The organism is Enterobacter sp. TMH.L2, assembly GCF_050847315.1.
Classification (GTDB): Bacteria; Pseudomonadota; Gammaproteobacteria; order Enterobacterales; family Enterobacteriaceae; genus Cedecea.
In genome coordinates, this window is record NZ_CP193791.1 from 3146212 (window position 1) to 3172195 (window position 25984).

The 25984-nt window shown below is 53.0% G+C and carries 18 protein-coding genes; 4 read left to right on the top strand and 14 right to left on the bottom strand.

Features of this window, described 5'->3' with window-relative positions; translation table 11 throughout:
• Window positions 1-19: 19 nt before the first annotated feature.
• The 8 genes from lpxK to serC form a co-directional block, all read right to left on the bottom strand.
• A complete protein-coding gene (gene lpxK, locus ACREYP_RS15205) occupies window positions 20-1003 on the bottom strand; it encodes a tetraacyldisaccharide 4'-kinase (RefSeq protein ID WP_336817850.1) in 984 nt (327 codons plus the stop codon).
• The gene (gene msbA, locus ACREYP_RS15210) at window positions 1000-2748 is read right to left on the bottom strand and encodes a lipid A ABC transporter ATP-binding protein/permease MsbA (protein WP_166995496.1); all 1749 of its coding nucleotides are present in this window, start codon (window positions 2746-2748) and stop codon (window positions 1000-1002) included. Before msbA ends, lpxK begins: the two co-directional genes overlap by 4 nt.
• A gap of 37 nt (window positions 2749-2785) precedes the next feature.
• Window positions 2786-5053 (bottom strand): MBL fold metallo-hydrolase, encoded by a 2268-nt coding sequence (locus ACREYP_RS15215; RefSeq protein WP_498880964.1) that lies wholly within the window; start codon window positions 5051-5053, stop codon window positions 2786-2788.
• A 202-nt stretch (window positions 5054-5255) separates the two neighbouring features.
• The gene (gene ihfB / locus ACREYP_RS15220) at window positions 5256-5540 is read right to left on the bottom strand and encodes an integration host factor subunit beta (RefSeq protein WP_008461182.1); all 285 of its coding nucleotides are present in this window, start codon (window positions 5538-5540) and stop codon (window positions 5256-5258) included.
• 115 nt (window positions 5541-5655) lie between these two features.
• Window positions 5656-7329, bottom strand: coding sequence for a 30S ribosomal protein S1 (gene rpsA, locus ACREYP_RS15225; protein ID WP_008461180.1), 1674 nt, complete (start codon window positions 7327-7329; stop codon window positions 5656-5658).
• 114 nt (window positions 7330-7443) lie between these two features.
• Window positions 7444-8127, bottom strand: a complete 684-nt coding sequence (gene cmk / locus ACREYP_RS15230; protein WP_008461178.1) for a (d)CMP kinase — start codon at window positions 8125-8127, stop codon at window positions 7444-7446.
• Between the two features lie 192 nt (window positions 8128-8319).
• The gene (gene aroA, locus ACREYP_RS15235; protein ID WP_498881403.1) at window positions 8320-9603 is read right to left on the bottom strand and encodes a 3-phosphoshikimate 1-carboxyvinyltransferase; all 1284 of its coding nucleotides are present in this window, start codon (window positions 9601-9603) and stop codon (window positions 8320-8322) included.
• A gap of 77 nt (window positions 9604-9680) precedes the next feature.
• Window positions 9681-10766, bottom strand: coding sequence for a 3-phosphoserine/phosphohydroxythreonine transaminase (gene serC / locus ACREYP_RS15240; protein WP_166995492.1), 1086 nt, complete (start codon window positions 10764-10766; stop codon window positions 9681-9683).
• Between the two features lie 338 nt (window positions 10767-11104).
• Between serC and ycaO the strand changes: the two genes are divergently transcribed.
• The 4 genes from ycaO (at window position 11105) to pflA (ending at window position 17395) form a co-directional block, all read left to right on the top strand.
• Window positions 11105-12868, top strand: a complete 1764-nt coding sequence (gene ycaO / locus ACREYP_RS15245) for a 30S ribosomal protein S12 methylthiotransferase accessory factor YcaO (RefSeq protein ID WP_008461170.1) — start codon at window positions 11105-11107, stop codon at window positions 12866-12868.
• Window positions 12869-13269: 401 nt separating this feature from the next.
• Window positions 13270-14127, top strand: coding sequence for a formate transporter FocA (gene focA, locus ACREYP_RS15250; protein WP_008461168.1), 858 nt, complete (start codon window positions 13270-13272; stop codon window positions 14125-14127).
• Window positions 14128-14177: 50 nt separating this feature from the next.
• Entirely contained in the window at window positions 14178-16460 is a 2283-nt protein-coding gene (gene pflB / locus ACREYP_RS15255; RefSeq protein ID WP_008461167.1) for a formate C-acetyltransferase, read from the top strand.
• A 194-nt stretch (window positions 16461-16654) separates the two neighbouring features.
• Window positions 16655-17395: a pyruvate formate lyase 1-activating protein gene (gene pflA / locus ACREYP_RS15260; RefSeq protein ID WP_008461164.1), complete on the top strand. Its 741-nt coding sequence runs from the start codon at window positions 16655-16657 to the stop codon at window positions 17393-17395.
• A 131-nt stretch (window positions 17396-17526) separates the two neighbouring features.
• Here the strand turns inward: pflA and ACREYP_RS15265 are convergent, their stop codons facing one another.
• The 6 genes from ACREYP_RS15265 to ACREYP_RS15290 all read right to left on the bottom strand — a co-directional run bounded on the left by ACREYP_RS15265 (window position 17527) and on the right by ACREYP_RS15290 (window position 25979).
• Window positions 17527-18675 (bottom strand): MFS transporter, encoded by a 1149-nt coding sequence (locus ACREYP_RS15265; RefSeq protein WP_008461162.1) that lies wholly within the window; start codon window positions 18673-18675, stop codon window positions 17527-17529.
• Between the two features lie 296 nt (window positions 18676-18971).
• Window positions 18972-19832 carry a dimethyl sulfoxide reductase anchor subunit family protein gene (locus tag ACREYP_RS15270; protein ID WP_336817851.1) on the bottom strand — a complete coding sequence of 287 codons (861 nt, stop codon included), beginning with the start codon at window positions 19830-19832 and terminating at the stop codon, window positions 18972-18974.
• Window position 19833: 1 nt separating this feature from the next.
• Window positions 19834-20451: a DMSO/selenate family reductase complex B subunit gene (locus ACREYP_RS15275; protein ID WP_008461158.1), complete on the bottom strand. Its 618-nt coding sequence runs from the start codon at window positions 20449-20451 to the stop codon at window positions 19834-19836.
• Window positions 20452-20461: 10 nt separating this feature from the next.
• Entirely contained in the window at window positions 20462-22903 is a 2442-nt protein-coding gene (dmsA, locus tag ACREYP_RS15280) for a dimethylsulfoxide reductase subunit A (RefSeq protein ID WP_498880965.1), read from the bottom strand.
• Window positions 22904-23248: 345 nt separating this feature from the next.
• Window positions 23249-24541, bottom strand: coding sequence for a serine--tRNA ligase (gene serS, locus ACREYP_RS15285; protein ID WP_008461154.1), 1293 nt, complete (start codon window positions 24539-24541; stop codon window positions 23249-23251).
• Window positions 24542-24635: 94 nt separating this feature from the next.
• Window positions 24636-25979, bottom strand: coding sequence for a replication-associated recombination protein A (locus ACREYP_RS15290; protein WP_336817853.1), 1344 nt, complete (start codon window positions 25977-25979; stop codon window positions 24636-24638).
• Window positions 25980-25984 lie beyond the last annotated feature (5 nt).

Consider the following 25984-nt stretch of genomic DNA (forward strand, 5'->3'; position numbering starts at 1 on the left):
AAAACCGGTGCCGCAGAGATTAACGCACCAGTGCCAGTAATTGCTTGAGGAGAGTTTCCGCGAGAGGTGAAGCAAGCTGCGCATCAACCGGCAGATACCACCAGTTTGTATGCCCCCCGGCAAACGCACGGCATTTTACTGCATCTTTTTCCGTCATCAGTACGACTTGTTCCGCCGTCGCGATAGCCAACATATCCTGTTCGGTAATTGCCTGATGATCGGCCAGCGCCACTGTTTTCACCGGCGTAATACCGCATTGCGCAAGCGTGGCAAAGAAACGCGGCGGATGGCCAATACCGGCCATAGCCACAACGTCAGTAAAATCAGTGACCGGCCGGCGTTCACCGGTGAGTACGTTAATGGCGAGCCCGGGCTTCAAGCGCATGGCGATTTCACCAGCCTGCGGTTCTCCACCATTGACGATAATTGCGTCCACGCTGCGCAGACGCCCGGCTCTTTCGCGCATTGGCCCGGCAGGTAACCACCAGCCATTACCGAACCTGCGGGCCCCGTCGATCACAACGATTTCTTTATCACGCCCTAGAGCATAATGCTGCAGGCCATCGTCGGTAATGATGATTTGCGGAGCTTCAGCCGCGATGAGGGCTTTTACAGCCTCGCTACGCTTTGGCGCAACGGCGACGGGCGCTCCGGTGCGTTGAAAAATAAGTACCGGTTCGTCTCCCGCTTCGGAAGGTGTGGTTTTTGCGTCAAGCAGCAAAGGGTACGCTGCCGCTTTTCCGCCGTAGCCCCGGGACACAACGCCAACTCGCACGCCACGCTGCTGTAGCTGTTCCACAAGCCAGATAACAACGGGGGTTTTCCCGTTTCCCCCCGCCGTCAGGTTTCCAACGACCACCACAGGTACAGGGGCACGCCATATGGCACGCAGACCAATACGGTAAGACAGGCGAATAACGCCGCTCACCAGGCCATAAAGCCAGGAAAGCGGCAACAGCAGCAGGTAGAGAGGTGATTTTCCCGACCAGATACGCTCTATCATTCGCCGAATTGCATCTTATGTAGCTGGGCATAGACGCCACGATGGGCCAGCAGCTCCAGGTGAGGCCCGCGTTCGACGATACAACCATCTTCCACCACCACGATTTCATCAGCCTGCTCAATCGTCGACAGACGGTGAGCAATCACCAGTGATGTGCGGTTTTTTTGCAGTTCATCCAGGGCAGATTGAATCGCGCGCTCCGACTCAGTGTCGAGCGCAGAGGTTGCTTCATCCAGGATCAGGATGGGGCTGTCACGCAGCAGCGCGCGAGCGATAGCGATACGCTGACGCTGGCCACCAGACAGCAGCACACCATTTTCACCGATAATGGTATCCAGCCCGTTGTCCATTTTGCTAATGAAGTCCATCGCGTAAGCCATGCGCGCGGCCTTTTCGATATCTTCACGGGAATACTCGCCGGTACGGGCGTAGGCAATATTATTCGCCACGGTATCGTTAAAGAGATGAACATTTTGCGACACCAGCCCCACCTGATTACGCAGAGACGCAAGGGTGTATTCGCGTATGTCGTGCCCGTCAATCAGGATGGCACCTTCCTGCTGCTCGTAGAAACGCGTGATCAGGCTGGCAATCGTCGATTTACCCGAACCTGAACGCCCTACCAGCGCAACGGTTTTTCCTGCTGGAATGGTCAGGTTGATATTGCGCAGCGCCGGGACATCACGGCCTGGATAGGTGAAGGTCACATTGCGGAATTCAACGTCACCTTTAGAACGATCGATGACCAGTTTGCCACCGTCCTTTTCCTGCTCAGAGTCAAGGATAGAGAACAGCGTTTGGCACGCTGCCATCCCGCGCTGGAATTGAGCGTTGACGTTAGTCAGTGACTTAAGCGGACGCATTAGCGCAATCATGGAGGAGAACACCACGGTAATGGTGCCGGCTGTCAGGGTTTCCATCACGCTAGGGAAGCTGGCGGCATAAAGCACAAAGGCCAACGCAAGGGAAGCAATAAGCTGAATAATCGGATCAGAGATAGAAGAGGCTGAAACCAGCTTCATCCCCTGATTACGCATGCGGTTACTGACCTTGTCAAAGCGGTCGGTTTCTACCTGCTGGCCACCGAAAATAAGCACTTCTTTGTGCCCCTTCAGCATCTGCTCTGCGCTGGTTGTCACCTGCCCCATGGTGTTCTGCATGTTTTTGCTGATATTACGGAAGCGCTTAGAGACAAAGCGAATGGCAAAAGACACAACCGGTGCCAACACGATCAGGATCACTGAAAGCTGCCAGCTGTACCAGAACATCAATATAAATAGGCCAATAATTGATGCTCCCTCACGGACAACGGTGATCAGCGCGCCGGAAGAGGAAGAGGCAACCTGCTCAGAATCATAGGTAATACGGGAGAGTAACGTCCCGGTGGACTGCTGGTCGAAGAATGAAACCGGCATCCCCATCATGTGGCTGAACAGTCGGCGACGCATGTTCATGACCACCATACCTGACACCCATGAAATACAGTAGCTTGAAACATAGCTGGTCACGCCGCGCAGCAGCATCAACGCAATCACGGCCACTGGCATCCATAGCAGTACAGAAGAGTCCGTTTTACCAAAACCATCATCCAGTAATGGTTTAAGCAGCGAAAGCATGTAGGTATCACTCGCCGCATTGAGGATTAACGCTATCCCAGCCACAATCAGACCCGTTCTAAAGGGGGAAATCATCGGCCAGAGCCGGCGGAAAGTCTGCCATGTGGAGAGATCTTTATCGTTCTGCATTAAGTCGAACCAGCCTTTTATGAAATAGCCGCATATTCTACCCATTATCTCGGGTGACGCCAAACCACTGATGATACCAACGGGGCAATATTTGTTCTCTGAAGCCAGAGATTTGCCATTTATCACCTTTTATTTCAATTGTCAGCTGCCCTGATTGTGCCGTGTCATGCCACTGATAACCGTATTGCCGGTAACGATGAATAATTGTTGAAGACGGTAAGCGCCAGGCGTTAAACTTGGAAGCAGAAGCCAGTGCCACGCTGCCTGAAACGGCTCTCAGTAAAGGGCCGCTGGACGAAGTTCGGCTCCCGTGATGTGGAACCTGCAGGACGTTTGCTTCTAGCGTTTGCCACCGTTTTCTCAGCATAGCCAATTCTGCATTCGCCTCCAGGTCCCCCGTAAGCAAAAGGCTGAATCCTCCGTGACTAACTTTAACCACACAAGAGCGATTGTTGCTGCTTCCCTCATACTCTTCGGGTGGCCACAGCACATCGAATTGAATCTCCTGCCATGCCCATTGTTGACCACGAAAGCAAGGCTCATGTCCCTTCCAGCGTAAAGGACTACGAATATTTAAAGCAGGCCACTGCTGCTTAAGACTTTTCAAGCCGCCGATATGATCAAGATGTTCATGGCTAATAATGACCTGCTCTGGATGAAGATTTCGCCATTTTAACCAGGGAATAATCACGGTTTTAGCCGCGTCTCCCCCTGGCCATGCGTTGCCCGTGTCGTAGAGTAACGCTTTCCCTTCACGCTCAATAACCACGGCAAGCCCATGGCCCACATCAAGCATATGGACGGCCCAGCTATTGGCCTCCGGCTTACGCCAAAAGGGAAACATCATCATAAGCAACACTGCTGCGGCGGTAGCGAAAGAGCTTCGCCAAAAACCGAATCGCCATATCACTATGGTCCACCAGGCAATGAACGCCAGAAATTGATAACGGCGATCGAGTTCTTTCCACCCATCCGGCAACCCAGCCAGTAACCCGAATACGCCTGCAAGTGATTTATCGGCCAGTGACCAAAGCACCTCGCCAATGACAGGGACTTCTCCGAACACCATACCGGCTAAAATGAAAGGCACGCTAACGAAGGTAATCAACGGCACAGCGAAGAGATTAGCGGCCAGCGAAGTCATACTGATGCCGTGAAATAAAATCACCTGAAGTGGAATGAGCAACAGCGTAATGCCTGTTTGCAAATAAAGCAGATCGGCAAAAGGCCGAAGCCAGCGATTTATCGTCATGCGAGGCAGCGGCACCCACTGGTACCAAAAGATAAGCCCGCATACCGCAAGCGCGGAAAGCCAAAGACTTTCAGACAAAATAGCCATCGGTTCGCTAAACACAATGCCCGCGACGCAGCACAACAACACATCCCAGGATGACCACTTTCTGCCGCTCAGACGTAATATTGCCCAAATGCCCATTCCAACCTGGGTTCTGACCGCCGGCGGATTCATCCCTGACAGCCAGGTGTAAAATAGCGCGACGCTAAAACTCATCCCCAGGGGAAAACGAAACCCTATCATCGAAGCTGGCAGGCAAAATTGCAGAACCCGAGCAAACAGCCAGCCAATCCCACCGGCTAACGCAATATGCAGCCCAGAAATGGCCATCAGATGTGCAGTCCCGGTATCACGCATGATTTTTTTGACGTCTTCGCTGACATCTATTCGCTCCCCAAAGCCCAGAGCGATAATCACACCCTGCCACGGGAGATTAGCGGTAGCATTTTTGGCTTGTTGGAGCCATTTACCTCGAAGATTACAGCCGCCCGATAGAAGGCTTGCTTTCAACACCCGACCACTAAACGGCAGCATCTGCGAAAGCGCATAGCGCTGTCCGTCAAAAATACCTTCATTAAGACGCCCATGTACCGGGCGAAGGCGTAGCGTCATTAACCATGTTTGCCCCTCACAAACAGGCTCAGGCAATACGCTATTTCGCAATACAACGCCTGGCGCAGGAAACAGGTAACGATCATCCCGTTTGACTATCCGCAGTTCATGCCGTTTTTCGCCATCACTTCTCGTAATTTTCACCTGTACGGTCAGCGGTTTCTCCCCAAACTCAGAGAACATATCCAGCATTTGCCGCGCACCCAACAGGTTCCAGCTCAAGAAAAAAAGGCAAAGCACCAGATAGCGCACCCAAACGATACGGCCCCAAAAACAGGCCAATGTCAGTGCAGCCGCCACGAACAGTAAAATCCCATTTTGTTCTGGAATAACCGACAGCCATAACAGTGGTAAAGCGCTAATCAGAACGGCGCCAGCAACGGCAGGAATAGAAAACACATTCACCTCCTTGTTACAGGAAGTGTGCGGGAATCTTGAGATTAAATCAGGAAGCAATTGGAGAAATACGTGATGGCCTGAACTCCGATGAGTCCGGCTTAACAATATTGCGTTAACCTTCAGGAAGGCGCTCGCAAAATAGCAAAATCAGTAAAAAAAATGGCACCTCATTTGAGGTGCCATTTTTGCTAACTCTAAGGAATTAGCCGTAAATATTGGCGCGGTCACGCAACTCTTTGCCTGGCTTAAAGTGTGGAACGTATTTACCTTCCAGATCCACTTTGTCGCCGGTTTTCGGGTTACGTCCGGTGCGAGGAGCGCGATAGTGTAAGGAGAAACTGCCGAAACCCCGGATTTCAATACGTTCACCCTCGGCGAGCGTAGAGGCCATATGCTCCAGCATTTCCTTCACCGCATCTTCTACTGCTTTTGCAGGGATGTGAGATTGCTGGGTTGCAAGTCTTTCGATCAATTCTGACTTGGTCATGATTCCTCCGGTTTCCTTTCAGGAAAATTAGCTTACAGCTCTCAATCGAACAAGGGCGGCCGAAGCCGCCCTGATTTTATACCCTGGCAGAAGCCGGGATACAACGCTCGGACGATTACTCGCCTTTAGCTGCTTTGAATGCTTCAGCCATTGCGTTAGAGAAGTTGCCTTCTTCCTGTTTGTTGTTAACAGTCGCAATTGCATCTTTCTCGTCAGCTTCGTCTTTAGCACGAACAGACAGGCTAACAACACGGTTTTTACGATCAACGCCGGTGAATTTAGCTTCAACGTCGTCGCCAACGTTCAGAACCAGAGTTGCATCTTCAACGCGGTCACGGGAAGCTTCAGAAGCACGCAGGTAGCCTTCTACGCCATCTGCTAATTCAACTGTAGCACCTTTCGCGTCAACTGCCGTTACTTTACCAGTAACGATAGTACCTTTCTTGTTCAGCGCAACGTAGTTGTTGAACGGATCTTCTGCGAGCTGCTTAACGCCCAGGGAGATACGCTCACGCTCTGCGTCAACCTGCAGAACAACGGCTGCAATTTCGTCGCCTTTTTTGTATTCACGTACTGCTTCTTCGCCCGCAACGTTCCAGGAGATGTCAGACAGGTGAACCAGGCCGTCGATGCCGCCGTCCAGGCCGATGAAGATACCGAAGTCAGTGATAGACTTGATTTTACCTTCAACACGGTCACCCTTGTTGTGGGTTTCCGCGAACTGCTGCCATGGGTTGTTTTTGCACTGCTTCAGACCCAGGGAGATACGACGACGTTCTTCGTCGATATCCAGAACCATAACTTCCACTACATCACCAACGTTAACAACTTTGGATGGGTGGATGTTTTTGTTGGTCCAATCCATTTCGGAAACGTGAACCAGGCCTTCAACGCCTTCTTCGATTTCAACGAAGCAGCCGTAGTCGGTCAGGTTGGTCACGCGGCCAGTCAGTTTGGTACCTTCTGGATAACGCTTAGCGATAGCTACCCATGGATCTTCGCCCAGCTGTTTCAGGCCGAGGGAAACACGAGTACGCTCGCGGTCGAACTTCAGCACTTTAACAGTGATTTCGTCGCCAACGTTCACGATTTCGCTTGGATGCTTAACGCGTTTCCATGCCATATCGGTGATGTGCAGCAGGCCATCAACGCCACCCAGGTCAACGAATGCACCGTAGTCAGTGAGGTTCTTAACGATACCTTTAACTTCCATGCCTTCTTGCAGGTTTTCAAGCAGCTGATCGCGCTCTGCGCTGTTCTCAGACTCGATAACCGCACGACGGGAAACAACAACGTTGTTGCGTTTCTGGTCCAGCTTGATCACTTTGAACTCAAGCTCTTTGCCTTCGAGGTGCAGAGTGTCGCGAACTGGACGAACGTCAACCAGGGAACCTGGCAGGAACGCACGAATACCGTTCAGCTCAACAGTGAAGCCACCTTTAACTTTGCCGTTGATAACACCAACCACAGTTTCAGCTTCTTCGTAAGCTTTTTCCAGCGTGATCCAAGCTTCGTGACGTTTAGCTTTTTCACGGGACAGCAGAGTTTCACCGAAGCCGTCTTCTACTGCGTCCAGCGCAACGTCAACTTCGTCACCAACCTGGATTTCCAGTTCGCCGGCTGCGTTTTTGAACTGCTCTGCAGGAATTGCAGATTCAGATTTCAGGCCCGCATCAACCAGAACGACGTCTTTGTCGATAGCAACAACAACACCACGAACGATGGAACCCGGACGGGTTTCGATTGTTTTAAGGGATTCTTCAAATAGTTGAGCAAAAGATTCAGTCATGTTTAATCTTCAAAAGTTAGATTAACGTCCATCTGGCCTCATGCCGGATGGGGTTGTTTTACATACCCGCTCACACTCCATTGCAGCGGGGGTACTACAAAATGGGTCGCTATCTCAAGCGAGCGCCAGCTTTTCGCGGGCGTATTGTAGCGCTTTTTCAATCACTTGCTCAATGCTCATACTGGTTGAATCCAGAACTAAAGCATCTATAGCAGGCACTAACGGCGCTACAGACCGATTACGGTCGCGATCGTCGCGTTCCTTGATCTCGGCCAAAAGGCGCTCAAAGTTAACACTAAAGCCCTTCTCCTGCAACTGTAGCATGCGCCTGTGGGCGCGCTCTTCAGAGGAGGCATCAAGGAAAATTTTCACCGGCGCATCCGGGAACACAACGGTCCCCATATCGCGGCCGTCTGCAATCAGACCCGGCGCTTCACGAAAAGCGCGCTGGCGGCGCAGCAAGGCTTCGCGCACACGCGGGAAAGCGGCCACCTGAGAAGCCGCGTTTGCCACTTCCTGAGTGCGAATTTCAGCGCTAACGTCTTCCCCTTCGAGAATCACTTCCAAATTGCCGTCGGTGGAAATAAACCGAACGTCCAGGTGGGCCGCAAGGGGCACCAGCGCGTCTTCGGAAGCCACATCAACATGGTGATGTAACGCCGCGAGCGCCAGAACGCGATAAATCGCACCAGAGTCCAGCAGATGCCACTGCAGCGCTTCGGCCATGGCCTTACAAAGCGTGCCTTTACCGGCGCCACTTGGGCCATCAATCGTTATTACCGGGGCGGATGCCGTCATCGTTTTCTCCTCTATCGCTGGATTCGCGGGTGGTAAACGCCGCGCATTATACGCCGCAACCGTCAGGACTGTTATCTTTCCAGGCAAATATCCACGGGAATCAGGCTGAGTGTAGAAGAATTGCGCAACGGGCGTTGTAAGGAATCGTAGAGAGAAAGAAAAACCGCATCAGACGATGCGGTTTTACAAACGTTATACAGGCGTACTGATGCGAGCTAACTGCTCGAAATAATCCGGGAAGGTTTTTGCCGTGCAGCCTGGGTCAAGAATCGTCACTGGCGTATCGGACAACGCCACCAGCGAGAAACACATCGCCATACGGTGATCGTTGTAAGTACCGATTTCAGCAAACGTCAGCTTAGCCGGTGGCGTAACGCTAATATAGTCTTCGCCCTCTTCAACTTCTGCACCGACTTTTCGTAATTCCGTCGCCATTGCGCTCAGGCGATCGGTCTCTTTTACGCGCCAGTTATAGATGTTACGCAGCGTGGTCGTGCCTTTAGCAAACAGGGCCGCGGTCGCGATAGTCATTGCCGCATCCGGGATATGGTTCATATCCATGTCGATAGCGTTTAGCTCACCACGTTCACAGCTAATGAAGTCATCGCCCCAGGTCACTTTCGCGCCCATATTCTCAAGTACATCAGCAAAGCGAATATCGCCCTGCACGCTGTTCCGCCCGATGCCGGTAACCTTGACCACGCCACCTTTAATTGCCCCAGCGGCCAGGAAGTAAGAGGCGGAGGAGGCATCACCTTCTACCAGGTAAGCCCCTGGGGATTGATACTGCTGTGCGCCGCGAATCAGGAAACTGCGATAGTCGCGGTTTTCAACTTCCACGCCGAAGGTTTTCATCAGATGCAGCGTGATATCGATATAAGGTTTGGAAACCAGCTCGCCTTTAATGGTGATTTCAGTGTCATGTGCAGCCAGAGGGGCGGTCATCAGTAGCGCGGTCAGGAACTGGCTGGATACGCTGCCGTCCACTTCAACCTTGCCGCCGCCAAAGCCGCCACGCAGACGCAGCGGCGGGTAATTTTCTTGCTCAAGGTACTCAATGTTCGCTCCCCCCTGGCGCAGCGCATCGACAAGATGGCCGATTGGGCGCTCTTTCATGCGCGGCTCGCCGGTCAGCACAATGTTGTTACTGCCGAGGCACAACGCTGCAGCCAGCGGACGCATAGCGGTGCCAGCATTCCCTAAAAAGAGTTCCAGCTCACCTTGTGCCTGCAGAGGGCCGGCCACGCCGGTGACTTCACAACGGGTACGATCCGCCGAAAGCGTATAGCTCACGCCCAACGCCTTCAGCGCGTTAAGCATATGGCGGACATCATCGCTATCCAGCAAATTGGTCAGCACCGTGGTGCCATTGGCCAGCGCGGCCAGGAGCAGCGCGCGGTTAGACACGCTTTTTGAACCTGGCAGATTAATGGTGCCGTCGACCAGCGCGATGGGTTGTAACGTCAGGGATTCCAGCATGGGAAAAATACTCTCAACTCAAACAGAATAAAAACCCCGCAGACGGGCCGCGGGGCGAAGTGCTACTGCATTAATTAACCGTGGCGACGCTCGAAGTCCACCATGAAGTCAGTCAACGCTTTGACGCCATCGAGCGGCATCGCGTTGTAAATCGAGGCGCGCATCCCCCCCACAACGCGGTGACCTTTCAGGGAATGCAGGCCCGCAGCGAAGGACTCGTCAAGGAACACTTTGTCCAGCGCGCTATCCGCAAGTTGGAACGGGACGTTCATCCGGGAGCGGTTAGAAGCCGCAACATCGTTACGATAGAAATCGCTGTTATCAATCACGCCGTACAGCAACTCAGCCTTGGCCTGGTTGATACGATCCATCGAGGCAACGCCGCCCTGCTCTTTCAGCCATTTAAAGACCAGGCCTGCCAGATACCAGGCAAAAGTCGGCGGCGTGTTAAACATTGAGTCATTATCGTTCAGCACGGTGTAATCGATAATCGACGGACACGCTTTGTGCGCCTTGCCTAGCAGATCTTCACGAACAACAACCAGCGTCAGGCCGGCAGGGCCGATGTTTTTCTGTGCGCCAGCATAGATAACGCCGAAACGGCTAACGTCGATAGGGCGAGACAAAATAGTAGAAGAGAAATCGGCGGCAACAACGGTATCACCAAAATCTGGGGTTTCGTCGATTGAGATACCGTCAATTGTCTCGTTCGGACAATAGTGCAGAAACGCGCTGTTATCAGATACCAGCCATTCACTCATTGGCTTAATAGCACGTTTACCGTCCACGGTGATTTTTACGTCATGGGCAACCGGCTGGCAGTATTTTTTCGCTTCTTTAATTGCGCTATTTGCCCAGTAGCCGCCGTCAATGTAGTCGGCGGTGGTTTTGTCACCGAGAATATTCAGCGGCACGCCTGCAAACTGACCGCGCCCGCCGCCGTGGCAGAATAAAACTTTATAGTTGGAGGGGATTTGCAGCAGATCGCGAAAATCTTTTTCCGCCTCTTCAGCGACCTGAATAAACTCTTTACCACGGTGGCTAATTTCCATTACGGAAGTACCCAAGCCGTGCCAGTCGCACAGCTCCTGTTGTGCACGACGAAGTACTTCAGCCGGCAGCATCGCCGGACCAGAACTAAAATTGTATACCTGTGTCATTTCCCCTCACCACGCCTCGAGCAATAAGTTTTTATTACATTATCGGTTTTATCATTCAGCGGCGCAGTGTTGCAATGGTTAATCCCTCGCGGAAGACCAATGTGAGCAAAATCACACAACACAATCTTCCGGCAAGCGAAAAAACTGCCCGATTTCCGACGGCAAGGCAATACGACGGACATGCCCAATGGCGGCCAGTCATTTTACTACCATAACAGCGAGTTACTGTAAGCAGGCATAGCCTGTTATGCTAGCGTCGCCTGCACCGTGCGGAGGATAGCGTCTGCCCGGTAAAACCCGTATCATTGCGCGTTTTGCGTACCATTAAAGTGAACCCCATGACCCAGACATTTATCCCCGGCAAAGATGCCGCCCTGGAAGACTCCATCGCTCGCTTCCAGAAAAAGCTGACCGATCTCGGTTTTAATATCGAAGAAGCCTCCTGGCTTAACCCGGTACCCAACGTTTGGTCAGTGCATATCCGCGACAAAGACAGCGCCCTGTGCTTCACCAACGGTAAAGGTGCGACCAAAAAAGCCGCGCTGGCATCCGCGCTGGGTGAATATTTTGAACGTCTGTCGACTAACTACTTCTTCGCCGACTTCTGGCTGGGCGATACGATTGCGAACGGCCCGTTCGTGCATTACCCGAACGAGAAATGGTTCCCGCTGCCGGAAGATGACCAACTGCCTGAGGGCATCCTCGACGATCGTCTGCGCGCTTTCTACGACCCGGAAAACGAAGTCGGCGCCGGGATGCTGATCGATCTGCAGTCCGGGAACGAAGAGCGCGGTATTTGTGCTCTGCCGTTCACCCGCCAGTCAGACCTGCAAACTGTTTATATCCCGATGAACATCATTGGTAACCTGTACGTCTCCAACGGCATGTCTGCGGGCAACACGGCTAATGAAGCACGGGTCCAGGGTCTGTCTGAAGTCTTCGAGCGTCATATCAAAAACCGCATTATCGCAGAAAGCATCAGCCTGCCAGAGATCCCACAGGATGTGCTGGCCCGCTATCCAGGCGTCGTGGAGTCCATTAAAACGCTTGAAGCTGAAGGCTTCCCTATTTTTGCGTACGACGGTTCTCTGGGCGGTAAGTACCCGGTTATCTGCGTCGTGCTGTTCAATCCGGCCAACGGAACTTGTTTCGCTTCCTTCGGCGCGCACCCTGATTTTGGCGTAGCGCTCGAGCGTACCGTCACCGAGCTGCTGCAGGGGCGCGGTCTGAAAGATCTGGATGTCTTTACGCCGCCAACCTTCGACGATGAAGAAGTCGCTGAACACGCGAACCTGGAAACACACTTCATCGATTCCAGCGGCCTGATTTCCTGGGATATGTTCAAGCAGGATGCAGATTACCCGTTTGCTGACTGGAGCTTTGCTGGCACAACGGAAGAAGAGTTCGCTACCCTGATGGCTATCTTCAAGTCGGAAGATAAAGAAGTGTATATCGCCGACTACGAGCATTTAGACGTTTACGCCTGCCGTATTATCGTCCCAGGCATGTCTGATATTTACCCTGCCGACGACCTGCTGCTGGCCAACAACAGCATGGGCAGCCACCTGCGTGAAACAATTCTTGCGCTGCCGGACAGCGAATGGGAGCAGCAAGACTACCTCGATCTGATTGCCCAACTGGACGACGAAGGCCACGATGATTTCACCCGCGTGCGTGAATTACTGGGCCTGGCTACCGGGAAAGATAACGGCTGGTACACGCTGCGCATTGGCGAACTGAAAGCCATGCTGGCGCTAGCGGGCGGCGATCTTGAGCAGGCACTGATCTGGACCGAATGGACCATGGAGTTCAACGCTTCCATCTTTAGTCCTGAGCGTGCCAACTACTACCGCTGCCTGCAAACTCTGCTTCTGTTGTCACAGGAAGAAGAGCGCGAGCCTCTGCAATACCTGAACGCTTTCGTCCGTATGTACGGGGCTGAAGCCGTGGATGCCGCCAGCGCGGCAATGAGCGGTGAAGCGGCCTTCTATGGGCTGCAGCCAGTGGATAAAGATCTGAAAGCTTTCCCGGCGCATCAGGCGCTGCTTGCCGCGTACGAAAAATTACAGCGCGCTAAAGCCAAATATTGGCAGGTAAAGTAATTTCCTGACAACTTCCTGGTGCGCACGGCACCTTGTCTGAGCTATATTACGGGGCGCTTTTTGCGCCCCTTTTTATTATTGCAACAATAATAATTTATTATGTAATTTTTTGGTTAACTTCAGGTAAATAGTTATTTTTTGACAGCGGCAATAATGTTATCAAAATATAAAAATACCCCATTATAATTAACCAATTTCGCGTAAGGGAGATGCTTAATTCAATTTTATCTATAATTATTAAAATTTATTTTTTCATTTATAATCAATAAATTAAGATGAAAAACAGGTAAAGACCTGCTTTTTCAGTGCCTATTAGCTTGGCGAGATATGATCCACATCAATTTTTACTCTATAATGCTTTGTTAGTATCTCCTCGCCGAATTAAATAAGAGAGAGTTAGTGTGAAAGCTGACAACCCTTTTGATCTAGTACTTCCACCAGCGATGGCAAAAATTGCCGAAGATGCTGGCGTCTATAAAGCAACGAAACAACCGCTAACGACCTTTTACTTAGCGATTACCGCCGGCGTCTTCATTTCGATTGCCTTCGTGTTCTACATCACCGCCACCACAGGCACATCCACGATCCCGTTTGGGATTGCCAAGCTGATTGGCGGCACATGCTTCTCACTGGGTTTAATTCTTTGCGTTATCTGCGGTGCTGACCTTTTCACCTCCACCGTGCTTATCGTCGTAGCCAAAGCCAGCGGCCGTATCACTTGGGGCCAGCTACTGCGTAACTGGGCTAACGTCTACATCGGTAACCTGATCGGTGCTCTACTCTTTGTGCTGCTGATCTGGCTGTCCGGCATGTATATGACCGCCAACGGCGCATGGGGACTGAATGTCCTGCAAACCGCAGATCATAAAATGCACCACACATTTGTTGAGGCCGTCTGCCTTGGCATTCTGGCAAACCTGATGGTGTGTCTCGCCGTCTGGATGAGCTACTCCGGCCGCAGCCTGATGGACAAAATGTTTGCTATGATCCTTCCGGTTGCCATGTTTGTTGCCAGCGGCTTTGAGCACAGCATCGCAAATATGTTCATGATCCCGATGGCTATCGTGGTTCGTGACTTTGCCAGCCCGGAATTCTGGACCGCCGTAGGGTCTTCTCCGGCAAGTTTCTCGCATCTGACCGTGCTGAACTTCATCACCGATAACCTGATTCCAGTCACCATCGGAAACATCATCGGCGGAGGTTTACTGGTTGGGTTGACATACTGGGTAATTTATCTGCGCGGTGGCGACAAGCACTAAGCTCCGTCAGTACGCAGGTTTAAGAACTCCACATTAAAGGTAGGTGTTACATGTCCGAGCAAAATGAAAAGTTAGCCACAGCCTGGGAAGGTTTTGCTAAAGGCGACTGGCAGAATGAAGTTAACGTCCGTGACTTTATTCAGAAAAACTACACCCCGTACGAGGGTGACGAGTCCTTCCTGGCAGGTGCTACCGACGCAACTACCAAACTGTGGGACAGCGTGATGGAAGGCATCAAACTGGAAAACAGCACTCACGCGCCAGTTGACTTCGATACCGACCTCGCGTCTACCATCACCGCTCACGATGCGGGCTACATCAACAAGTCCCTCGAAACTATCGTGGGTCTGCAGACCGATGCTCCTCTGAAACGCGCCATCATTCCTTTCGGCGGCATCAAAATGGTCGAAGGTTCTTGCAAAGTATACGGTCGCGAACTCGACCCAATGCTGAAAAAGATCTTCACCGAATACCGCAAAACCCACAACCAGGGCGTGTTTGACGTTTACACCAAAGACATCCTGAACTGCCGTAAATCCGGTGTTATTACCGGTCTGCCAGATGCCTATGGCCGTGGCCGTATCATCGGTGACTACCGTCGCGTTGCGCTCTACGGTATCGACTACCTGATGAAAGACAAGTTCGCTCAGTTCAACTCACTGCAAACCAAACTGGAAAACGGTGAAGATCTGGAAGCGACTATCCGTCTGCGTGAAGAAATCTCCGAACAGCACCGCGCGCTGGGTCAGATCAAAGAGATGGCCGCCAAATATGGCTACGACATCTCCGGTCCTGCTACCAACGCTCAGGAAGCTATTCAGTGGACTTACTTCGGCTACCTGGCTGCGGTTAAATCTCAGAACGGCGCTGCAATGTCCTTCGGTCGCGTATCCACCTTCCTGGATGCTTACATCGAGCGCGACATCAAAGCAGGCAAAATCAACGAGCAAGACGCTCAGGAAATGATTGACCACCTGGTCATGAAACTGCGTATGGTTCGCTTCCTGCGTACCCCTGAATATGATGAGCTGTTCTCCGGCGACCCAATCTGGGCAACCGAATCTATCGGCGGTATGGGCGTTGATGGCCGTACTCTGGTGACCAAAAACAGCTTCCGCTTCCTGAACACCCTGTACACCATGGGGCCTTCTCCGGAGCCAAACATCACCATTCTGTGGTCTGAAAAACTGCCACTGAACTTCAAAAAATACGCGGCTAAAGTCTCCATCGATACCTCCTCTCTGCAGTACGAGAATGACGATCTGATGCGTCCTGACTTCAACAACGATGACTACGCTATCGCATGCTGCGTAAGCCCGATGATCGTTGGTAAGCAAATGCAGTTCTTCGGGGCTCGTGCAAACCTGGCGAAAACCATGCTGTACGCTATCAACGGCGGCGTTGATGAAAAACTGAAAATGCAGGTTGGTCCTAAAGAAGCCCCCATCACTGCCGACGTTCTGGACTACGACAATGTGTTGGATCGTCTGGATCACTTCATGGACTGGCTGGCTAAACAGTACGTTACCGCGCTGAACATCATTCACTACATGCATGATAAATACAGCTACGAAGCGTCTCTGATGGCTCTGCACGACCGTGACGTTGTTCGCACCATGGCTTGTGGTATCGCTGGCCTGTCCGTTGCGGCTGACTCCCTGTCTGCAATCAAATACGCGAAAGTGAAACCTATCCGCGACGAAGACGGTCTGGCTATCGACTTCGAAATCGAAGGTGAATATCCACAGTTCGGTAACAACGATCCTCGCGTAGATGACATCGCCGTTGACCTGGTAGAACGTTTCATGAAGAAAATTCAGAAACTGACCACCTACCGTGGCGCTATCGCGACCCAGTCTGTTCTGACCATCACCTCTAACGTGGTTTATGGTAAGAAAACCGGTAACACCCCAGACGGTCGTCGTGCAGGTACTCCGTTCGGTCCAGGCGCTAACCCAATGCACGGTCGTGACCAGAAAGGTGCCGTTGCCTCTCTGACCTCCGTCGCTAAACTGCCGTTTGCCTACGCGAAAGATGGTATCTCTTATACCTTCTCCATCGTGCCAAACGCGCTGGGTAAAGACGATGACGTGCGTAAAACCAACCTTGCAGGTCTGATGGATGGTTACTTCCACCACGAAGCAAACATCGAAGGTGGTCAGCACCTGAACGTCAACGTAATGAACCGTGAAATGCTGCTGGATGCGATGGAAAACCCTGAGAAATATCCTCAGCTGACCATTCGCGTATCCGGTTATGCCGTTCGTTTCAACTCGCTGACTAAAGAGCAGCAGCAGGACGTTATTACCCGTACCTTCACTCAGTCCATCTAATTCCTTGTCAGACTGAAGAAGCGTACTATATAAAGGCTCCACTCCCGTGGGGCCTTTTTACTCACCTCCCTACCCTCAGCCTGCTTTGCCAGCTATCTATACTCTGGGTATCTGTCAAAACAGACTTAACACAGCCGGCTTGAGCTGTGCACGACACAGGCCCTGGACGGGCCACATCTGGAGAGATCACCGCAATGTCAGCAATCGGACGAATTCACTCTTTTGAATCCTGCGGTACCGTGGACGGCCCCGGTATCCGTTTTATCACCTTCTTTCAGGGCTGCCTGATGCGCTGCCTTTACTGCCACAACCGCGACACCTGGGACACCCACGGTGGCAAAGAAGTGACGGTAGAAGAGCTGATGAAAGAAGTTGTTACCTATCGCCACTTCATGAATGCCTCGGGCGGCGGCGTTACCGCATCCGGCGGCGAAGCTATTCTGCAGGCCGAGTTCGTACGTGACTGGTTCCGCGCCTGCCGTAAAGAGGGGATTCATACCTGCCTGGACACCAACGGCTTTGTTCGCCGCTACGATCCGGTGATTGATGAGCTGCTGGAAGTCACCGACCTGGTAATGCTCGATCTCAAGCAGATGAACGACGAAATCCACCAAAACCTGGTGGGCGTGTCAAACCACCGCACGCTTGAATTTGCGCAATATCTGTCGAAAAAAGACATTAAAGTGTGGATCCGCTACGTTGTTGTACCGGGCTGGTCTGACGATGACGACTCTGCACATCGACTCGGGGAATTTACCCGCGATATGGGCAACGTTGAAAAAATCGAGCTGCTGCCATACCACGAGCTGGGCAAACACAAGTGGGTGGCGATGGGCGAAGAATACAAGCTGGATGGCGTGCACCCGCCGAAGAAGGAAACGATGGAGCGGGTGAAAGGTATTCTGGAGCAGTACGGCCATAAAGTGATGTACTGATTCGAACCGTGCTCCCCTCTGTGGGAGCACGTATATTTTTCTTTCGGCTCGCTCACTTCTCAGCAGGGCCTCACATAGCTCAACCAGCCACAAACGCCCATGAGATCGGGTCTATAGACGCGGCAAGCTGATTAAGCGTGAGCCACCGGGGTTGGATGATGGCCCGCCTTACGCAGCAGCATCATCAGGTAAACAAATGACACTGCGGCCATCATGATAAACAGCACGTTATCAGAGTAGTTTTGCATCAGCAGCGCAGTCACTGTCGGCCCAATTAAGCTCCCGATGGTGTAGCTCAGCAACAGCGCCTGATTCATCGCCACCAGCTGATGACGCTCAATCCTTTCGCAAGCCCAGGCCATCGCCACCGGGTAGAGCGTGAAACCAAAAGCCCCCAGAACGAATAGCGCAGGCCCCATGGCGGCGTTGCTGAGCATCGCCAGACAGCCGAGAATCACCACAAACACCTGCACACGCAGCACCAGCAGACGGCCATATTTGTCCGCCAGACGCCCCATAGGCCACTGACCAACAATACCCGCGCTGATCATCAGCGCCATCCAGAAGCCAATACCGGAGTCACTCACGCCCTGATGGTTCAAATACAACGGCATCAGACCATACAGAGAGCCGAGTACGATACCTGACATAATGCAGCCGTTCACGCCCAGTCGAGCCTGGCGCAGACGCAGCATCGGCCAGACCGGCGTGTTATCCCGATGCTCATCCCCGTCGCTCACGATATGGGTAAACAGCAATGGTAGAATAGCGGCCAGCACCAGCGCGGTAGCCCAGGGCAGAACGTTCATCAGCTCTGTAGAAAGCTTGCTGACCATCAGTTGGCCGACCACCATCCCGATGTAGTAAACGGTCATATAAGCCGCCAGCAGACGGCCACGGTTGCGGGAAGTCCCGCTGCACATCAGGGCGCTTTCAACCACAACCCAAATCATGGCGCAGCCCACGCCGGCCACAAAGCGCCAGACCATCCAGCTCCAGAAACCAACCATCAGCCCGAGGCCAATACAGCCCACGGCAAAGATAATGGAGGCAAGATAGTAGCTGCGGTTAAACCCGTGACGCTTAATCACCCATCCGGTAATCAATGTCCCGACCAGGTTGCCGGTAAAGTAGGCGGAGCCCACCATCCCGACCTGCCAGGTAGGAAGATTATCGTGAGCCAGCCAAAGCGGGACGAGCGTGTTTAAAACCGCCATCGCCAGAGTCAGCAGCAAAAGCCCGCAAAGCAGGAGCAATACGGGACGGGTATAGGTGGTCATGGGTATCAAACCGTGAGGAAATCAGGAAATTTGTGCGCATCATGCCACCGGTAAATTGATTGTCAATCCAGCAATAATGGGGGGTATGGAGGGTTTGAGCGGGTACGATTTGAAAAACTTATCCTGTTAATAAGTGACCGGAGTCACGTAAATTGTATCTCGCTGTTTTTGATGCGATATAGCGGGAAGCAGGTCAAAATGAGCAATCAAAAATTTCATGGATATTCAGGTGAAATTTTCTTATGCGAGAAGATGAAAAAGCGCGCCCTCAGACGCGCTTATAACTCGATGAAATGTTAGCTCGCTATCGCCATACCAACCGTCATATGCAGCCCGTAGAAAACGCCGCGACCGATAAGTTCACCTGCAATCATCAAGACCATCGCCAACGTCAGCAGACCGACGCCAGGCCGAGAGCCTTTCAGCTGCGGTACAATCCAGCCGACCAGAGCAATCACCAGCAGAACCATCCGCCCGGCCATCAGCGAACCGTACTCCGGCACCAGCGCAGATGCCTGTTGAATAGAGTTATGCAGCGTAGCCAGTTCCATCCCCTGCATCAGCACAACAACCATGCTAACCAGCAAAGCAAGCAGTGAGACGACAGGCAATATACGCATCCCCCAACCGCTAACCCCGGCTGCAGAAAGCAGCAAATAGCCCAGCAGTGGACCACCGATAAACATCGTCAGGAAGAAGCTCAGCGGCGTCCAGACGCTAAACCAGGTCGGAACTGTGTCAATCAGGTAAACCCGACTCATCATCCAGACAAATACCACGCCCAGAATCATGGTGATTACGACCCAGACTTTGCTGAGTGCCTGAGGCATTTTTCCGAGCACGGTCAAAAGCCACCAGAAACCACCCACCGCAAAGAATACCGATCCGCTGGCAATTTCATTGCTCAGCGCTGAACTGCCGAGGCGATTCAGGGAGTTGAACGCTCGCAGCGGCGAACCGAGATGCAGAATTGAGGCAATAAAGCCGATGCCCATCAGGATCCATAGCACCACCATCAGCAATTCGGCGCGCTTGCGAACCGCCTTGTCCTTCACGCCATACAATAGCGCCAATGCCATAGCGATAAACCCGCCCGCAACGCACTGGCCTAACACCGTAAAGACCATCAGCGGCCATTCATGCCATCCGTTTCCCATCTCACACCTCCTTCGGGTTGGCCAGATAACCGCTGGTATCCCCACTTGGGCGGCTGTTGGCGTTAGGTTTAATCACGATATTTGGTTTTGTGAAGTGCGATGCAGGCAGCGGCGCAATGGCGGCCTGAGTCCCGTACTTTTTGCGTAATTCGTCGACAGGCGCTAAATCCAGCGCTCGCAACGGGCAGGATTCCACACAAATCGGCTTTTTCCCCTCGGCAACGCGCTCATAACAGCCGTCGCACTTGGTCATGTGGCCTTTCTCTTCGTTGTACTGCGGCGCACCGTACGGACACGCCATATGGCAGTAGCGGCAGCCGATACAAACCTCTTCGTTCACCACCACAAACCCATCTTCTCGCTTGTGCATGGCGCCGCTCGGGCAGACCTTAGTACAGGCCGGATCTTCACAGTGGTTACAGGAGATAGAAAGGTAGTAGGCGAAAACATCCTGGTGGAAAACACCGTTATCTTCCTGCCAGTTACCGCCCGCATATTCATAAATGCGGCGATAGCTAACTTCCGGACTCAGGTTCTTAAAATCCTTGCACGCCAGTTCGCAGGTTTTGCAGCCGGTGCAGCGACTGGAGTCGATATAAAAGCCATATTGGGTTGTCATTTACTGCTCCTTACGCCTTTTCAACCTGGACCAGGTTACTGTGGGATGGATTGCCTTTTGCCAGCGGTGATGGTCGCTGAGTGGTCAGCACATTGATGCTGCCCCCGCGGTCGACTTTATTGGCATCGGGGCTATACCAGGCGCCTTCCCCTAAGGCGACAACGCCAGGAATGATGCGTGGCGTCACTTTGGCGCTAATGCGCACTTCCCCGCGGTCGTTAAAAATACGGACTTCATCACCATTGGCGATGCCGCGCTGTTTTGCATCAAGCGGGTTGATCCACATCTCCTGGCGACAGGCAGCCTTCAGCACGTCAACGTTGCCATAGGTCGAGTGCGTCCGCGCTTTGTAATGGAAGCCGGTCAGCTGCAGCGGCCATTTCTCCGCCAGCGGATCGCCAACGTTCTCAAAACCAGCGCTATACACCGGCAGCGGGTCGATGACATCCCCTTCCGGCAGTTCCCAGGTGGCGGCAATATCCGCAAGCTGAGCGGAATAGATCTCAATTTTCCCTGACGGCGTCGTTAATGGGTTGGCATGGGGATCTTCACGGAAGGCTTTGTAGGCGACGTGATGCCCTTCCGGGTCACGCTTTTTAAACATCCCCAATTGGCGGAACTCATCAAAGCTCGGCAGCTCAGGGATCGCTGCCTGAGATTGAGCATACAGGTGACGCATCCAGCCTTCCTGCGTCCGTCCTTCCGTGAAACGCTGCTCCACACCCATACGCTTCGCCAGTTCGGTCGTCATTTCATAGATGGTTTTGCATTCAAAACGCGGCTTGATGGCCTGTTCAGCAAAAATCACATAAGACATGTTGCCGCAGGAAGCATCGAGGCAGAAATCCATCTGCTCAGAGGCCGTGCAATCCGGCAGAAGAATATCGGCGTATTTCGCAGAGGACGTCATATGGTTGTCGATCACCACGATCATTTCGCATTTTTTATCATCCTGCAGAATGTCGTGCGTGCGGTTGATCTGAGAATGCTGGTTAATCAGGCAATTCCCGGCATAGTTCCAGACCATTTTAATCGGTACATCCAGTTTCTCTTTACCACGCACGCCGTCGCGGGTGGCTGTCATCTCCGCGCCGCGTTCGATGGCATCGGTCCACATAAACATGGAAATACTGGTTTGAACCGGGTTTTCCAGCGTAGGCATTCGCACAAATGGCAGGCTATAAGAGCCTTCACGCGCCCCGCTGTTGCCCCCGTGAATACCGACGTTACCGGTCAGGATAGAAAGCATGGCGATTGCGCGGGAAACCAGCTCGCCGTTGGAGTGACGCTGCGGCCCCCAACCCTGGCTGATAAAGGCCGGTTTAGCACTGCCAATTTCCCGGGCAAGTTTGATAATACGATCGGTCGGAATACCGGTTATCTGCGAAGCCCATTCAGGCGTCTTGGCAATGCCGTCAGCTCCCTGACCTAGGATATAAGCTTTGTAGTGGCCATTGCGCGGCGCACCGGCCGGGAGCGTTTTTTCATCATAACCCACGCAGTATTTGTCCAGAAAGGCCTGATCTACGAGGTTTTCGTCAATCATGACCCACGCCAGTGCGGAAATCAGCGCCGCATCGGTGCCAGGGCGAATGGGGATCCACTCGTCTTCCCGGCCTGCGCCGGTGTCGGTGTAACGTGGGTCAATAATGATCATTCGGGCATTGGACTTTTGGCGAGCCTGTTCGAGGTAATAAGTTACCCCGCCACCGCTCATCCTCGTTTCGCCCGGATTATTGCCGAACAGCACCACCAGCTTGCTGTTTTCAATATCGGATGGGCTGTTGCCGTCCGCCCAGCCGCCGTAGGTATAATTCAGACCGGCGGCAATCTGTGCGGTGGAATAGTCCCCGTAATGATTGAGGTAGCCCCCGCAGCAGTTCATCAGGCGAGCAATCAGCGTGGAACCCGGCGGCCAGGAACGCGTCATGGTTCCACCCAGCGTACCGGTACCGTAGTTCAGATAAATAGCTTCGTTACCATGCTCTTTAATGATGCTCTGCATGCTGTGGGCAATGGTATCAAACGCTTCATCCCAGCTAATGCGCTCGAACTTCCCTTCGCCACGCGCGCCAACGCGTTTCATCGGGTATTTCAGGCGGTCAGCATTATAGACCCGTCGACGCATAGAGCGACCACGCAGGCAGGCCCGAACCTGGTGTAAACCTTCATAATCGTCATCGCCGGTGTTATCGGTTTCGACATATTTAATTTCGCCATCCACCACATGCATACGCAACGGGCAGCGGCTGCCACAGTTCACCGTACAGGCGCTCCAGACCACTTTTTCACTGCTACCGGGATTAACGGTTTGAGCGGCAAAAGCGAGCCGGGAGAAGGGGAGTGAGAAGGCGCTAGTTGCAGCAGCTAAACCACCGATTGCCGTGGTTTGGACCAGCTTACGACGGCTGACCTCTGCCGCGAGGATCGCGTTAGGGGTTTTATCAGTCATAGTGACCTACTTGTTTTGCTCACAGTTGAAATAAGCCGACAGCGGTCACGCGGGTTGAGAGCCCACATTCCGTTGTGCAGCTAAAGGGTGAAAGGGGTGTCCGGAATATTTTTATTGAAGGATTGACCTGGCCGCGTCACGCCTTGTGAAGCACGGCCGTCAAATGATGATTAGATGTAAGTTTTAATTGAACAATCATCACCCGCTTCCGGTGAGCAATAATACTTCTTTAGGAGTAGGGGTTATTGTCTGGTATCAAGAAAGGCGGTGTTGACGTAAAACCTCGGAATTAGGGTATAAAAAAAGCGCCCTTAGGCGCTTTTTCAATACATCACAAACGGCGGATTACCCGATGTATTCCAGGCCATTCATGTAAGGACGCAGCACTTCTGGTACCTGAATGCGGCCATCAGCCTGCTGGTAGTTTTCCAGGACGGCGACCAGAGTACGGCCAACTGCCAGACCAGAACCGTTCAGGGTGTGAACCAGGCGAGTCTTCTTGTCTGCTTTACTGCGGCAGCGAGCCTGCAGGCGGCGAGCCTGGAAGTCCCAGCAGTTGGAGCAGGAAGAGATCTCACGGTACGTATCCTGTGCCGGCAGCCAGACTTCCAGATCGTAAGTTTTGCGCGCACCGAAACCGATATCACCGCTGCAAAGCAGCACTTTACGGTATGGCAGCCCCAGCAGTTGCAGAACCTTCTCCGCATGGCCGGTCATCTCTTCCAGCGCATCCATAGAGTCTTCAGGGCGAACGATCTGCACCATCTCAACTTTGTCGAACTGGTGCATACGAATCAGCCCGCGAGTATCACGGCCATAGGATCCAGCTTCAGACCGGAAGCACGGCGTGTGCGCAGTCAGCTTCAGCGGCAGGGAATCTTCGTCGATGATCTCGTCGCGAACCAGGTTGGTCAGCGGCACTTCTGCGGTAGGGATCAGCGCATAGTTGCTGCTGTCCGCTTCTTCTTCCAGCGGACGAGTATGGAACAGGTCACCGCCAAACTTAGGCAACTGGCCGGTACCGTACAGCGTGTCCTGGTTAACCAGATACGGAACATAGTTTTCCATGTAACCGTGCTGCTCGGTGTGCAGATCCAGCATAAACTGGCTCAGCGCACGGTGCATACGCGCCACCTGCCCCTGCATTACTACAAAGCGGGAACCGGTGAGTTTAACCGCCGCAGCGAAGTCCAGGCCTTTTGCCATTTCGCCCAGGGTGACGTGATCGCGTACTTCGAAATCAAATTTACGCGGCTCGCCCCAGCGGCTGACTTCGACGTTTTCGCTGTCGTCTTTGCCCAATGGCACGCAGTCATCAGGAATGTTTGGCAATGTCAGCGAGATATCGCGAATTTCTGCCAGCAGAGAATCAAGCTCGTTTTTCGCTGCATCCAGCTCTTCACCCAGCTGGTTAACCTGCAGGCGCAGCGGCTCAATGTCTTCTCCGCGCGCTTTCGCCTGGCCGATGGATTTCGATCGCGAGTTACGTTCAGCCTGCAGATTTTCCGTTTTGACCTGCAGTACTTTACGACGCTCTTCCAGAGAGCGCAGCGTATCTACATCCAGCTTAAAGCCCCGGCGTGCCAGTTTTTCAGCGACTGCGTCTGGCTCTGTACGCAGCAGATTGGGATCGAGCATGCTTATCCTGTGCTTATCGAATTGAATTTATAGGAGTGCGGCCACAGCCTGCGACCGCTTTGATAGTCTTGCTAACCTTACCGCAACGCCTGCATTAGCGGTAGCGTTTTGTGGGGCTTTTCTGATCCTGCTCGGTCAGCCAGGCTAGCTTTTCGCCAATCTTCCCTTCCAGACCTCTGTTGGTCGGCCGATAGTAGCGAGTTTGCGCCATTTCAGGTGGGAAATAGTCTTCCCCGGCGGCATAGGCATTGGGCTCGTCATGGGCGTAACGGTATTCCTGGCCATAGCCCATTTCTTTCATTAATTTCGTTGGGGCGTTACGCAGATGGACGGGCACGTCATAATCGGGGCGTTCGCGCGCATCCGCCATTGCAGCTTTGAACGCGGTATAAACGGCGTTGCTTTTCGGGGCGCAGGCCAGATAAACAATCGCCTGAGCAATAGCCCTCTCCCCTTCCGCTGGCCCTACGCGGGTGAAGCAATCCCAGGCGGCAATGGCCACCTGCATACCTCTGGGATCCGCGTTACCAACGTCTTCAGAGGCAATCGCCAGTAAGCGCCGCGCAACGTAGAGCGGATCGCCACCTGCGCTAATAATACGCGCGTACCAGTAAAGAGCGGCATCCGGGGCAGAACCGCGAATTGATTTATGTACCGCTGAAATCAGATCGTAAAAACGATCGCCTTTATTATCGAAACGCGCACTGCGTTCACCAGCAATCTCCGTTAGCAATTGGGTTTGCAAAATCCGGTTGCCGCTGGCGTCAATTTCAGCCATATCCGCCATCATTTCGAGCGTATTTAACGCCCGGCGCGCATCGCCGTTTACCAGCTCGGCAATGGCTTTACGCGTTTCGTCCGGCAGGATGATATTTTGCCCGCCGTAGCCCCTGGCTTTATCGTTCATCGCCTGATCGAGCACCAGCTCAATATCCGCCACGGTCAGTGATTTCAGTAGATACACGCGGGCACGGGAAAGCAGCGCCGAGTTGAGCTCAAAAGAAGGGTTTTCGGTTGTCGCACCAATAAAAGTAATGGTGCCGTCTTCGATATGCGGCAGGAAGGCATCCTGCTGGCTTTTGTTGAAGCGGTGAACTTCGTCGACAAAAAGAATGGTGCGGCGCCCGGCATTGCGGTTCTGCCGCGCACGTTCGATGGCCTCACGAATATCTTTCACGCCTGAGGTTACCGCAGAAATACGTTCAACATCCGCGCTGGCATAGAGAGCAATCACTTCGGCGAGGGTTGTTTTACCGGTGCCCGGCGGCCCCCAAAGAATCATGGAATGCAGATGACCTGCTTCAATGGCTCGGGGCAGCGGTTTTCCATCAGCCAGCAGATGCTGCTGGCCGATGTACTGCGCCAAATTTTCTGGCCGCATACGCGCGGCCAGCGGCTGGAAGGTATTCTCTGAAAAATCGAGCGACAGATTGCTCACTCAAG

What these genes read in the sequence shown, in the direction of transcription:
- rpsA (WP_008461180.1), bottom strand. Translation starts at nt 7,329, where the DNA reads ATGACTGAATCTTTTGCTCAACTATTTGAAGAATCCCTTAAAACAATC.
- ACREYP_RS15275 (WP_008461158.1), bottom strand. Translation starts at nt 20,451, where the DNA reads ATGACAACCCAATATGGCTTTTATATCGACTCCAGTCGCTGCACCGGC.
- pflA (WP_008461164.1), top strand. Translation starts at nt 16,655, where the DNA reads ATGTCAGCAATCGGACGAATTCACTCTTTTGAATCCTGCGGTACCGTG.
- ACREYP_RS15265 (WP_008461162.1), bottom strand. Translation starts at nt 18,675, where the DNA reads ATGACCACCTATACCCGTCCCGTATTGCTCCTGCTTTGCGGGCTTTTG.
- dmsA (WP_498880965.1), bottom strand. Translation starts at nt 22,903, where the DNA reads ATGACTGATAAAACCCCTAACGCGATCCTCGCGGCAGAGGTCAGCCGT.
- msbA (WP_166995496.1), bottom strand. Translation starts at nt 2,748, where the DNA reads ATGCAGAACGATAAAGATCTCTCCACATGGCAGACTTTCCGCCGGCTC.
- ACREYP_RS15270 (WP_336817851.1), bottom strand. Translation starts at nt 19,832, where the DNA reads ATGGGAAACGGATGGCATGAATGGCCGCTGATGGTCTTTACGGTGTTA.
- cmk (WP_008461178.1), bottom strand. Translation starts at nt 8,127, where the DNA reads ATGACGGCATCCGCCCCGGTAATAACGATTGATGGCCCAAGTGGCGCC.
- ycaO (WP_008461170.1), top strand. Translation starts at nt 11,105, where the DNA reads ATGACCCAGACATTTATCCCCGGCAAAGATGCCGCCCTGGAAGACTCC.
- lpxK (WP_336817850.1), bottom strand. Translation starts at nt 1,003, where the DNA reads ATGATAGAGCGTATCTGGTCGGGAAAATCACCTCTCTACCTGCTGCTG.
- pflB (WP_008461167.1), top strand. Translation starts at nt 14,178, where the DNA reads ATGTCCGAGCAAAATGAAAAGTTAGCCACAGCCTGGGAAGGTTTTGCT.
- serC (WP_166995492.1), bottom strand. Translation starts at nt 10,766, where the DNA reads ATGACACAGGTATACAATTTTAGTTCTGGTCCGGCGATGCTGCCGGCT.
- ihfB (WP_008461182.1), bottom strand. Translation starts at nt 5,540, where the DNA reads ATGACCAAGTCAGAATTGATCGAAAGACTTGCAACCCAGCAATCTCAC.
- serS (WP_008461154.1), bottom strand. Translation starts at nt 24,541, where the DNA reads ATGCTCGATCCCAATCTGCTGCGTACAGAGCCAGACGCAGTCGCTGAA.